Annotated in this window: 11 protein-coding genes, 2 pseudogenes and 1 other annotated feature; of the genes and pseudogenes, 3 read left to right on the forward strand and 10 right to left on the reverse strand. The window is 63.3% G+C overall.

The annotated features are described in order from the left end of the window. Nucleotides 1-23 precede the first annotated feature (23 nt). Nucleotides 24-641, reverse strand: a complete 618-nt coding sequence (locus FE811_RS23400) for a transporter substrate-binding domain-containing protein (protein ID WP_181180940.1) — start codon at nt 639-641, stop codon at nt 24-26. 185 nt (nt 642-826) lie between these two features. Between FE811_RS23400 and FE811_RS23405 the strand changes: the two are divergent. Then, nucleotides 827-1,190 (forward strand): annotated as a pseudogene (locus tag FE811_RS23405) (transposase); the annotation flags it as partial. A 576-nt stretch (nt 1,191-1,766) separates the two neighbouring features. On the opposite strand, the gene FE811_RS23410 reads toward FE811_RS23405, so the two are convergent. From FE811_RS23410 to FE811_RS23430, 5 genes are all read right to left on the reverse strand, one after another. After that, nucleotides 1,767-2,852, reverse strand: coding sequence for an ABC transporter ATP-binding protein (locus FE811_RS23410; protein ID WP_116221326.1), 1,086 nt, complete (start codon nt 2,850-2,852; stop codon nt 1,767-1,769). 5 nt (nt 2,853-2,857) lie between these two features. Next, nucleotides 2,858-3,676, reverse strand: coding sequence for an ABC transporter permease (locus tag FE811_RS23415; protein WP_036752799.1), 819 nt, complete (start codon nt 3,674-3,676; stop codon nt 2,858-2,860). Between the two features lie 13 nt (nt 3,677-3,689). After that, on the reverse strand, nt 3,690-4,535 hold the full coding sequence (locus tag FE811_RS23420; RefSeq protein WP_036752796.1) for an ABC transporter permease: 846 nt from the start codon (nt 4,533-4,535) through the stop codon (nt 3,690-3,692). A 61-nt stretch (nt 4,536-4,596) separates the two neighbouring features. Next, nucleotides 4,597-5,724 (reverse strand): spermidine/putrescine ABC transporter substrate-binding protein, encoded by a 1,128-nt coding sequence (locus FE811_RS23425; RefSeq protein WP_116221327.1) that lies wholly within the window; start codon nt 5,722-5,724, stop codon nt 4,597-4,599. 116 nt (nt 5,725-5,840) lie between these two features. Next, a complete protein-coding gene (locus tag FE811_RS23430) occupies nt 5,841-6,734 on the reverse strand; it encodes a LysR substrate-binding domain-containing protein (protein ID WP_036752790.1) in 894 nt (297 codons plus the stop codon). A 99-nt stretch (nt 6,735-6,833) separates the two neighbouring features. Here FE811_RS23430 and FE811_RS23435 point away from each other — a divergent pair, with 99 nt between their 5' ends. Next, nucleotides 6,834-7,613 carry a creatininase gene (locus tag FE811_RS23435; RefSeq protein ID WP_116221328.1) on the forward strand — a complete coding sequence of 260 codons (780 nt, stop codon included), beginning with the start codon at nt 6,834-6,836 and terminating at the stop codon, nt 7,611-7,613. A gap of 56 nt (nt 7,614-7,669) precedes the next feature. Here FE811_RS23435 and FE811_RS23440 read toward each other — a convergent pair whose 3' ends face one another. Together FE811_RS23440 and FE811_RS28815 are read right to left on the reverse strand one after the other, a co-directional pair. Further along, nucleotides 7,670-8,884, reverse strand: a complete 1,215-nt coding sequence (locus FE811_RS23440; RefSeq protein ID WP_116221329.1) for a M24 family metallopeptidase — start codon at nt 8,882-8,884, stop codon at nt 7,670-7,672. Nucleotides 8,885-9,109: 225 nt separating this feature from the next. Then, nucleotides 9,110-9,358, reverse strand: a complete 249-nt coding sequence (locus FE811_RS28815) for a transposase (RefSeq protein ID WP_083539252.1) — start codon at nt 9,356-9,358, stop codon at nt 9,110-9,112. Between the two features lie 8 nt (nt 9,359-9,366). Here FE811_RS28815 and FE811_RS28820 point away from each other — a divergent pair. Continuing rightward, nucleotides 9,367-9,564 (forward strand): annotated as a pseudogene (locus FE811_RS28820) (transposase); the annotation flags it as partial. A gap of 81 nt (nt 9,565-9,645) precedes the next feature. Beyond that, nucleotides 9,646-9,762 (forward strand) — a sequence feature (AL1L pseudoknot). Here FE811_RS28820 and FE811_RS28825 read toward each other — a convergent pair. Beyond that, nucleotides 9,698-10,426 carry a hypothetical protein gene (locus tag FE811_RS28825; RefSeq protein ID WP_370362699.1) on the reverse strand — a complete coding sequence of 243 codons (729 nt, stop codon included), beginning with the start codon at nt 10,424-10,426 and terminating at the stop codon, nt 9,698-9,700. (Overlaps the previous feature by 65 nt.) Before the next feature lie 97 nt (nt 10,427-10,523). Continuing rightward, nucleotides 10,524-10,861 (reverse strand): thioesterase family protein (locus FE811_RS23455; protein ID WP_140848982.1); only part of this gene is annotated, 338 nt, incomplete at its 5' end.

Consider the following 10,861-nt stretch of genomic DNA (forward strand, 5'->3'; position numbering starts at 1 on the left):
GGACTAATTTCGCACCGCCATTCTCACATGAACGAGTTTGTCTCGATCATTGCATTTGCGCGGCCCTGCCGCACAGCGGTGATCTGTTCGGCATTGTTCGCCAGCGACAGGTTCTTGCAGCCTTCGGACCAACCGTTACAGGCTGCCAGATAGGCGGTTTCAGGCAGAGTTCCGCGAACCAATGCGACGGATTTGCCCTTGAGTTCGTCAAAGCCAGAGATCCTGTTGGCGCTGCCTGTCACGACAACCAGCTTGCCGACGTTATAGGGGTCGGTGAAAGTCACGGTCTTGGCGCGCTCCAGGGTGGGGGTAGTGCCACCAACGACGATGTCCACCGTTCCCGAAACCAAGGCCGGCACCCGCTGCGGCGCCTGGGTCTCGACAATTTCGGGCTTGACGCCCAGTTGCGCGGCAATGTCATTGCAGGTCTCGACATCGAAGCCGGCCGGGTTGCCCGAGGCGTCACGATAGCCTAAAGGCGGGAAATCAAGCATCACACCACAGCGCAGCGCGCCGCTGGAAACGATATCATCCAGCTTGTCCGCCAATGCCGGGGTCCCCACTAGGAAAAGCGGAAGCGCCGCGATGCCAAGCACTGTGCAAACTTGACGAAATTGAAAAAATTTCTCTTTATTTTTCATTATTTTAATCATTCCACACTCCCTCTTGATCGCGACCACCACAGATGATTCTGAATCGCAATGTTGCGATAGAAAACGTTTTCTTCACTTAGGTCAATACTTCACAATTGGACGCATGCCATATGTTCCCAACCCACCAATCCCGGTCATGCCTTCGAGGGACAGGCCGTCGCGCTGGGTTCGGCGATCTGCATGACTGGCTGCGATCCGAACGCGCCCGGATGTCGAAGCACAACCCCATCGCCAAGGCCATCACTACATGCTCGAGGAAGACGGCCGCTGGGACGCCTTCACATGCTTCCTCGACGATGGTCGCATCTGCCTTACCAACAATGCCGCCGAACAGGCCCTGCGCGGTATCGCCCTCGGCAGGAAAGCCAGGCTCTTTGCCGGTTCGCCCCGCGGTAGCGACCGCGCCGCCTTCATGTATTCCCTGATCGGCACCGCCAAATAAGCGACGTCGATCCCCAGGCCTGGCTCGCCGATGTGCTCGCGCGACTGCCCGACACACCCCTGTCCCGCCTGCCAGAATTACTGCCCTGGAACTGAAAGGGCGGCCCTGCCGCAAAAGCTGCGTAACAATGGCCTACGCCGGATGCATACGCTTGATCCAGTCGGCTCCACCATAAGCGACCGTATGGATGAGAACCTCCCGCGTCATCATCGACCTTGAAAACAACCACTCCGTTGCCAGCCGCAGAAACTTCCCGAAGCCCAAGCTGCAAGCCGAAACAGCGCATGTCGGGAAACTGCCCCCCTAGACAGGCAATCCTCGCAGACGGCCACGAGAGATCCGCGAGGCATAGGGCGCTGACCTCTCAAGAAGGGAGGAGTTGCCGCCCGGCAGGCCCAGCCGCCCTGCTACGCGGTTTCGGATCGCGGAAGCAGGAAACGCCGGACCCGTCTCACCCACAAGGCCATTCCAACAGGCATCCTGCCTGTTGCCGGCCCTGACCGGCAAGCAGCGAGAAGACTCCGTCCCCGCGACACGGCAGATGGGACGTGCCCCACCCCCCCGCAAGCGCAAAGGGACAAAGCCGCCCGGCATAGAACAGCCCATAGGCCCCGGCATGGGAAAGGCGGCCAGGACCGCCGGCCAGGGGCGGCGGCGCGTCACGTCCCGGGCTATTCCGGCACGAGATGGCCGTCGGCGGGCGACCAGGACAGATGGAAGGAGCGGCCCACGGCCAGCGGAAGATCAGCCAGTTCTTCATGCGATTTCTGCACCCGTATTTCCTGTCCCGCGCCGGTTTCGAAATAGATGGTGGCGGTGGCGCCGATGAATTCCTCGCCGATCATGCGCGCCTCGATCGTGTTCACGGCGTCCGACGGCGGCTGGAAATGGATCTGCATCTTGGTATCCAGCACGATCAGGCTGGCCGCCTGCCCCGGCGTTGCCGCCCGCCCGCCCCCGGCAAGGACGAAATCGCCGCTGGGGGTGGCGATGGCTGCGCGGCCGCCCGCGTCGCGCGTCAGCTGGCCGGGGAAGATGTTGGACGAGCCCAGGAAATCGGCGACGAAGCGCGTGCGCGGCGTGCGATAGATCTCTTGCGGGGTGCCGATCTGCTCGATCTTGCCGCGGCTCATGATGACGACGCGGTCGGCCATCGAAAAGGCCTCGGACTGGCTGTGCGTGACATAGACGAAGGTGATGCCGGTCTCGCGCTGCAGGTTCTTCAGTACCGATTGCATCCTGACCTTCAGCGCCGCGTCCAGCGCCGACAAGGGCTCGTCCAGCAGCAGGATCTCGGGCTCGACCACCAGCGAGCGCGCCAAGGCGACACGCTGGCGCTGGCCGCCGGACAACTGGGCGATGTTGCGGTCGGCGAATTCGGCGATCTGCATGCGCTCCAGCCATTGCTCGGCCCGCCGCCGGCGCTCGGCACGGCCTATGCCGCGCATCTTCAGCGCAAACTCGACATTCTCGATCACGTTCAGGAACGGAAACAGCGCCAGGCTCTGCCAGACCATCGGCGTGTCGCGGCTCCAGCTCGGCAGGTCGTTGATGGCTTGGCCCGCCAGGCGGATCACGCCCTCGCTAGGCGCCTCCAGCCCGGCCAGCATGCGCAACGTCGTGGTCTTGCCGCAGCCCGACGAGCCCATGATGGCCAGGAATTCGCCCTTGTGGATCTGCAGGTCCATCTTTTGCACGGCGACATAGCTGCCGAAACGCTTGGCGACGCCCTCGAAGGAAACCAGGGGTTCTTGCATCGGATTCATTCCTTGTCGGTTGCGGGGCCGCGCCCCGACAGCAGCAGCTGCGCCAGGATCACGAGGGTCATCGAAGTCACGAAGACGAAGGTGCCGATGGCATTGATGCGCGGGCTGACCTGGCCCTGCAGGAAACCCAGCACCTTGACCGGCAGCGTCTCGTTCAGGCCGGACACGAACCAGGCGATGGCGAATTCGTCGAAGGAGACCGCCATGGTGATGAACAGCGCCCCCAGGATCGCCGGCCGGGTGAAGGGGATGATGACATGGCGCATCGTCGCCCATTCCGAGGCGCCGAGGTTCCAGGCCGCCGGCTCCAGCGAGGGGTCCATCTGCGACAGCCGCAACCGGATCACCGCCATGGCGAAGGGGGCGCAGATCACCACATGGGCGATGATGACCGACAGCGCATTGCCCGACAGGTCGATGCGCGACAGGTAAGCCAGCATCGCCAGCCCCATGATCACCACCGGGATCGTGGGCGGCAGCAGCGCCAGCGCCAGGTAGACCTGCTTGCCGAAGAACCGATAGCGGTAATCCGTATAGGCCGCCCCGAACCCCAGCGCGGTCGAGATCATCCCCACCGCCGCGCCGACCCCCAGCGTGTTGCGCAGCCCCTCCCAGACCAGCGGGTCCGCGGCGACGGCGCGATACCATTCCGTCGAGAAATGCCCCAGCGGGATCGACGGGAAACGGTCCGAGTTGAAGGAAAACACGAAGCTGGCAAGGATCGGCGCAAAGACGAACAGATAGGCCAGGATCACGTAGAGCTTGAGCGCCGCGTCGATCAGCGGATTGCGGTTCAGTTCGTTCTGTTCGTTCATTTCGTGCAACCCCTCATTTCGTGCGCCCCTTGTAGGCGAAGCGGACGGCCAGGAAGGCCACGACCATCAGCGTCGCGATCATGGTCAGCGCGATCACCGCCGCGCGGGGCCATTGCTGGCCGGACTTGGTGGTGTCGGTGATCAGGATGGACAGCGTGGTCGGATCGCCCCCACCCAGATAGATCGGGCTGACGAAATCGCCAAAGCACAGGATGAAGCTGAACAGCGCCGCGATCACCAGCCCGACCCGCGCCGAGGGGATGACCACCGCAAACACCGTGCGCAGCCTGCCGCAGCGCATGTTATGCGCCGCCTCGATCAGCGTGCGGTCGACAAAGACCAGGCTGAACAGCTGCAGCAGCACGACCAGCGGAAAGCCAAGCGTCATGTAGCCCAGCATGGTCGCGCCGATGGTGTTCAGCAGCCGGAAGGGGCCCAGCCCGATCCAGCCCAGCATGACGTTGATGATGCCGACATCCGACAGGAAGACCTGCCAGGAATAGACCCGCACCAGATAGCTGGTGAAGAAGGGGATCACCATCAGGAACACCGCCCAGCGGCGCGCGGCGGGCGACAGCTTGAAGGCGATGGCATAGGCGCAGGGAAAGGCCAGCGCGCTGGTCAGCGCCGCGGCGCCGGCCGCCATGGCCAGCGTGGTGGCATAAGCCTGCCAAAAGACGGGGCGGCCGAACATCGTCACCCAGTTCACCGTGTCGAACCCCGCCTCCAGGCGGAAATTGCGCACGGTCCAGAAGCTGAGCGCGACCAGGAAGACCAGCGGGAAGACGAAGAACAGAAGCTGCCAGATCAGCAGCGGCAGAGAGAAAGTCAGTCCGTAAAGCGAGACGGGACGTCGCATCTAGCAAGCTCCGGCGGGGGACGGGCGGCGCGGCCGGCGCGCTGCACCGGCCACCTCGGGCTCAGGCGCTCTTGTAGTCCGACCAGAAGTCGTTCCACTCTTCCAGCGATTGCTGCACCGGAAGCTGGCGATACTTGATGCGCCCCGAGCGGATCAGGTCCATGACGTTGCTTTCCCCCGGCACCATGCCCTGGCGCCGGGCCTCGTCGGGATTTTCCGCGTTCAGCACCTCCCAGCCCTTCTGGCTGGGAATCAGGCAGGGATAGGCCGCCATCTGCGCCGATTTCGACTGCCCCTTGGCCGAGGTGATGTATTGGATCCATTTCTTCGCCAGATCTGCCTTGGACGAACCCTTGCCGATCGAGAAGCTTTCGGTGAACTGCAAGCCGCCCTGCTCGGGGATGATCGAGCGAACCTTGGCGCCGTTTCGCTCCAGCGTGCCGGTGATCCAGTCGCCGATCCCGGCGAAGGCCAGCATCTGGCCGTTGTTCAGTGACGAGAAGGTGCCGCCATAGTCGAAGAAACCGCCGATCTGCGGGCGCAGGGTCATGGTCTTTTCCTTGACCGCATCCCAGGCCGCCCCGTCGATGTCATAGGGGCTGGCATTGCCGTTGAGCAGGCTCATCTGGCCAAGGTTCGGCAGGTGCCAGTCGAAATGCCCGACCTTGCCCTTCAGCGCCGGATCCCAGAGCACGTCATAGGTCGAAGCCTGCGCCTCGGTCAGCGCGTCGGTGTTGTAGGCCACGCCCAGGAAGCCGAAGCGGGTGATGACGGAATACAGCGTGTCGCCGTCCCAATGGCCGGGGAACTTCTGGAATTCCGGGAAGAACTCGTCGAAGGGATAGTCGGCCGGGTCCAGCGCCTCGATATAGCCGGCCGCGTTCAGCTGCTGGACATATTCCGCATCGGACAGGATCACGTCGAAGGTGCCGGGCGGGCTTTGCGAGATCAGCCCCAGCATGTTGTCGCCGCCGGTATAGTATTTCGGCACGAACTTGACGTTGTTCTCGGCCTCGAACTCGGCCACGATGTCGGGCTCGGCATGGCCGTACCAGGCCAGCATGGTCAGCTGCGTCGGCGCGGCGAATGCCCGGCGCGACAGCATCGGCGTGGCCAGCGCCGCCGCACCCATCGCCAGCACCCCTCGGCGCGACAGCGCGGGGCGCGCGCCCCGATCATCCTGTGTCATCTCATCACCCTGTCTGATTGTTCTGATTGTTTGCTATGGACAGGCTAGGAGAAGGCGGCATCCATGCAAAATCGGTTCTTCCAATCCTGACATTTGCAGGCGTTATGGCCCCGGTTTCACACGGAAACCGCATGGATGCCCGATCCCACGCTGTCTAGGTCGGCCACCAGATCGCTGACCAGCTGCAACCCCGCCGCCGACAGGCGCGGATGCTTGTAGAACAGCCCGACCCGCAAGGGCTCCAGCGCCGGGAATCCCTCGGCCTCGGTCAGGATGCGCATGCCGGGCAGCATGGTGGCGCGGGTCAGGGCGGTCACGCAAAGCCCGTTCCTGACCGCGTTCTGCAAGCCCGAGATGCCTGGCCCGGTATACACGATGCGCCAGCGCCGCTCGACGGCGTCCAGCGCCTGGATCATGCGGGCGCGATAGTCACAGCCCTCGGGATGGGCGCCCAGCGGCACCGGCGCATGGGCGGCCGGATGGAAGTCCTCGGCCGCGGCCCAGATCGGCTGCTCGGTCCACATGCGCGAAAGATAGGGCATGCGCGCCGTCGGCATCACCGCCACGATGATGTCCAGGTCGTCCGAGCGCAGGTGCTGGTGCAATTCGCGGGACAGGTCGCAATGCACCTCCAGCTCGACCTCGGCATGGTCGCGGATATAGCGGGTCAGCGTGCCTTGCAGGAACGCCACCGCATAATCGGTCGGCAGGCCGATGCGCAACACGCCGGTCTTGTCCGAGCGGTGGAAATAGCTGACCGCCTCGTCGTTGATGCGCAGCATCTCGCGGGCATAGCTCAGCAGCGCCTCGCCCGCCGGGGTGGGCAGGATGTTGCGGCCCTCCTGCGTCAAGAGCGGCGCACGCACCAGCTCCTCCAGCCGGCGGATCTGCAGCGAGATCGCCGGCTGGCTGCGCCCCAGCGCCGCGCCTGCCCGCGAATGGCCGCCCAGTTCCACCACGGCGATGAAGCTGCGCAACAGATCGGTCGGAAGATTGGTGATCCCAGCCATGGATTTGCCCCCGCAATGCAAGGATTGCGACTATATATTTCATTTATATTCAAGGCGAAACTCTAATTCCGGCATCCCCCTTTCCCAAGAAGGTGCATCATGCCGAAGAAGACAGCATTCGCGTCCGAGCTTGCCTGGCCCGACTACCACGCCGCGGTAAGGGACGGCGCCACGCCCATCCTGATCCCCATCGGCTCGATGGAGCAGCACGGCCATCACATGCCCTTGCATGTCGATGTGCTGTTGCCGACTGAATTCGCCCGCCGCGCCGCGCTGGACATCGGCGGGCTGGTGGCGCCCCCCTTTACCTATGGCTACAAGTCGCATCAGAAATCCGGCGGCGGCAACCACCTGCCCGGCACCACCAGCCTGGACGGCGCCACGCTGGTCGCGGCCTTGCGCGACGTGATCAAGGAATTCGCCCGCCATGGCGTGCGCCGGATCTGCATGGTGAACGGGCATTTCGAGAATTCCTGGTTCATCATCGAGGGCATCGACCTGGCCCTGCGCGAATTGCGCTGGGACGGCATCCGCGACATGAAGATCGTGGTGCTGTCCTATTGGGATTTCGTCGGCGAAGCGGACATCGCCCGGCTTTACCCCGACGGCTTTCCCGGCTGGGATCTGGAGCATGGCGGCGTGCTGGAGACATCGCTGATGCTGGCGCTCTACCCGCAATTCGTGGACCTGTCGCGGGCGGTGGATGTCGAGCCGGCCAGCTTCCCGCCCTATGACGTCTACCCGGTCAAGCCGGAATGGACGCCCGCACCGGGCACGCTTTCCTCGCCCAAGGACGCCTCGGCCGAAAAGGGCGAGTTGCTGCTCGAGGTCTGCACCAAAGGCATCGTCGCCGCGCTGCGGGCCGAGTTCGGCACCTGACCAAGGCGGAAGGGGCCCGCAATCGCGGGCCCGCCCCTTTCCTGCCCGCAGCCGGGTCAATTGCGGATGATGTTATGCTCGGGACCAAAGGGGAATCCGGTGATGTTCTCGGCCCCGTCCTCGGTCACGATCAGGATGTCATGCTCGCGATAGCCACCGGCGCCGGGCGCGCCCTCGGGCAGCATGACCATCGGCTCCATGCTGACCACCATGCCGGGCTTCAGCTCGGTCTCGATGTCCTCGCGCAGCTCGACCCCCGCCTCGCGGCCGTAATAATGGCAAAGCACGCCGAAGCTATGGCCATAGCCGAAGCTGCGGTATTTCAGAAGATCCCATTGCCGATACATGTCGTTCAGTTCCAGCGCGATCTCGTTGCATTTCGCGCCGGGCTTGATCAGCTCCAGCCCGCGGCGATGCACGGCCACGTTCTTTTCCCAGATGTCCAGGCTCGCATCGTCCACGCTGTCGCAAAACAGCGTGCGTTCCAGCGCGGTGTAATAGCCGAAGATCATCGGGAAGCAGTTCAGCGACAGGATCTCGCCGGACTTGATCTTCTTGTTCGTCACCGGATTATGCGCGCCGTCGGTGTTGAGGCCCGACTGGAACCAGGTCCAGGTGTCCATCAGTTCGACGAAGGGAAAGGAGGCGGCGATCTCGCGGATCATGGCATTGGTCGAGGCGATGGCGACCTCGTGCTCGGGCACGCCCGCCTTGACCGCCGCGGCCACCGCCGCGCCGCCCACGTCGCAGATGCGGGCGCCCTCGCGGATCAGCTTGTGTTCCTCGGCCGACTTGATCGAGCGCATCCACATCGAGGGCTGGCCGACATCGACGAACTCCACCCCCGGCAGCGCCGCTTCCAGCTGGCGGCGGAAGTCCAGGTTGACGTGGTCGAACTCGATCCCCAGCCGCTTGACGCCGGGGGTCAGCTGCCGCACCGCACGATAGAAATTGTCGCGCCGCCAGTCGGTATAGGTGACGTTGTTGCCGAAGCTGCGCCGCCAGGGCTGGCCGCCGTCGATGCCGGCGCTGATCGTCGTCGCCGCATCCTGGGTAATGACCATGCCGTATTTGCGGCCGAAATAGCAGTAGAGCCAGCCCGAGTAATAGTTGATGCAATGATACGAGGTGAACAGCGTCGCATCGACGCCGTTCTCGGCCATCCAGCGGCGCATGTCGTCCTGGCGCCGCTGCATCTCGGCATCCGAGAAGGGGGAATAATCCTTCTCGCCATTGTGCCATTCCATGACATGAAGCATGTCGTCGGTCATCGGATCCGTCCTCCATCGGTTTGCTGGGGACGAGGCTATCCGCCGCTGCAGCGGGACTAAAATTTGTTTTGATAATCCCAGGATTTGGACGAATGAGGGGCTGCGCCAGTGAACCGCGCCGGATTTGCCGGAGGCGCCAACTCCTGAGTAGGAACTGTGTTTTAGGCGATTGCGTCTCGGTAGTCCGTTCCGGTTCTCATCATCGCGTTGAGCACAGTCAGGAATTTACGCACGCAAGCGACGATGACGAGCTTCCTGGCCTTTCCGGACGCAAGGAAGTGCTCTTTGAAGGCGTGGAACCCGCGGGTCGAACCTGCTGGCGGTGAGTGCTGCTAGATAGAGAGCCGGCCTGATCGCAGCACGTCCACCCCATATACTGCGTTTACCGCGGCGGTGTCCCAACTCATTGGCATGTGGTGCGAGTCCGACAAGGGCCGCGATCCGTCGTCGATCGAGTTGACCAAGTTCAGGGATGGAGCATCATGAGCAAGACGACGAGCAAGTTTTCCCCTGAAGTGCGCGGACGTGCCGTGCGGCTGGTTCTCGACAACGAGGCCCAGCATCCATCGCGCTGGCAGGCGATCATGTCGATTGCAGCGAAGATCGGCTGCTCGGCGCAGACGTTGAACGACTGGGTCAAGAAGGCAGAGGTGGACAGCGGAAGGCACAGGGATCCCGACCGAGATGGCCGCGAAGCTGAAGGCCCTGGAGCGCGAGAACCGCGAGCTGCGGCAAGCCAACGAGATCCTGCGCAAGGCGAGCGCGTATTTTGCCATGGCGGAGCTCGACCGCCGGTTGAAGTGATGGTGTCGTTCATTGATACGCTTCGGGAAACACACCGGGTCGAGCCGATCTGCAGCGTGCTGCCGATCGCCCCGTCCACCTATTACGATCATCTGGCGAAGCGGGCTGACCCGGCGCTGCAGTCGGACCGCGCACGCCGCGACGAGGCTTTGCGGCCGGCCGCGCGCACTCTTGCACCGCCATTGGCCGCGCTGGCTGGGTTGGCAGGAAGGCAGTCACCCCCGATCCTGCCGCGAGGATAGCGAGGCCGATGATCAGAAAGCCTGCGGTCGGATCCGTCTCACGGATTGGTTGGGCAAAGAGGCCCGACAAAACAACCCCGCTGATCGCAAAGGCAGCCATCGCCAGCCCGAGACCCAGGCTCCGAACTCTGGTGGGTAGCCGGGTCACCAATGCGAGCGCCAGCCCATAGCCGAGTCCCGCTCCCAGCCCGAACAGCATACCATAGCCAGTCAGCAGCGCCGCGTAGCCTCCGTCGAAGGCAAAGAGAAGATGCCCGCCGCCTGCGAAGCCGAAGGCAAGCAGCGAAAAGGCTCGGAATCTCAATGCCGCGAGCAGCCGATCATGCACCATCATGCCGAGAGTAAAGGTGACGAGTGCCAACGCAGGAATCAGGCTAAGCGCTGAACGCGGCGCCCCGAGCGCAGCCTCAAGCGACAGGAGAAACAGGCTCCAGACATAGAGAAGCCCCATTACCGCATTGGTCAGACAAGCCAGGATAAGCAGGCGTAGCGTCATGCTGGACTGTCTTCTCACTTCGGGATTACCCATGACCTTGGTTCCGAATGCCTTGGAAGGAAGATGCTCCGGGTATCCATGCAGATCAAAGGGCTACTCAACCTGGCGGTGAATGGGACTCTTTCGACAGAGCTGCCCGCAGGGCCGCAGGGATCGGACAGCTCCGGCGGCTTTTTGGGTGTATAAAGACCTCGACCACCTCACAGATGGCCAGTTCATCACCGCCCGCTTCACGCATAGTAAAGGTCAGGCCAACAGATTTGTTGCCAACCTTGCTCACCTGCGCCTCAATGCGGACTACGCTGCCGGCGGGAATTTCCTGGCGGAAACTGATCTTCACCTCCAACGTGACCGGCATCGGACTGTCAGAGTCAGGCCGGAAGCCAAGGCCGCTCCAAAACACGAAGGTCGCGTCGTCGAAGGCGGCCGCGTAAT

The organism is Paracoccus sp. FO-3, assembly GCF_006386455.1.
In the GTDB taxonomy this organism is placed as follows: domain Bacteria; phylum Pseudomonadota; class Alphaproteobacteria; order Rhodobacterales; family Rhodobacteraceae; genus Paracoccus; species Paracoccus versutus.

Bases quoted from the DNA above. Each gene is read 5' to 3' on its own strand.
- FE811_RS23435 (WP_116221328.1), top strand. From the start codon at position 6,834: ATGCCGAAGAAGACAGCATTCGCGTCCGAGCTTGCCTGGCCCGACTAC.
- FE811_RS23400 (WP_181180940.1), bottom strand. From the start codon at position 641: ATGAAAAATAAAGAGAAATTTTTTCAATTTCGTCAAGTTTGCACAGTG.
- FE811_RS23410 (WP_116221326.1), bottom strand. From the start codon at position 2,852: ATGCAAGAACCCCTGGTTTCCTTCGAGGGCGTCGCCAAGCGTTTCGGC.
- FE811_RS28825 (WP_370362699.1), bottom strand. From the start codon at position 10,426: ATGACGCTACGCCTGCTTATCCTGGCTTGTCTGACCAATGCGGTAATG.
- FE811_RS23415 (WP_036752799.1), bottom strand. From the start codon at position 3,676: ATGAACGAACAGAACGAACTGAACCGCAATCCGCTGATCGACGCGGCG.
- FE811_RS23440 (WP_116221329.1), bottom strand. From the start codon at position 8,884: ATGACCGACGACATGCTTCATGTCATGGAATGGCACAATGGCGAGAAG.
- FE811_RS23425 (WP_116221327.1), bottom strand. From the start codon at position 5,724: ATGACACAGGATGATCGGGGCGCGCGCCCCGCGCTGTCGCGCCGAGGG.
- FE811_RS23430 (WP_036752790.1), bottom strand. From the start codon at position 6,734: ATGGCTGGGATCACCAATCTTCCGACCGATCTGTTGCGCAGCTTCATC.
- FE811_RS23420 (WP_036752796.1), bottom strand. From the start codon at position 4,535: ATGCGACGTCCCGTCTCGCTTTACGGACTGACTTTCTCTCTGCCGCTG.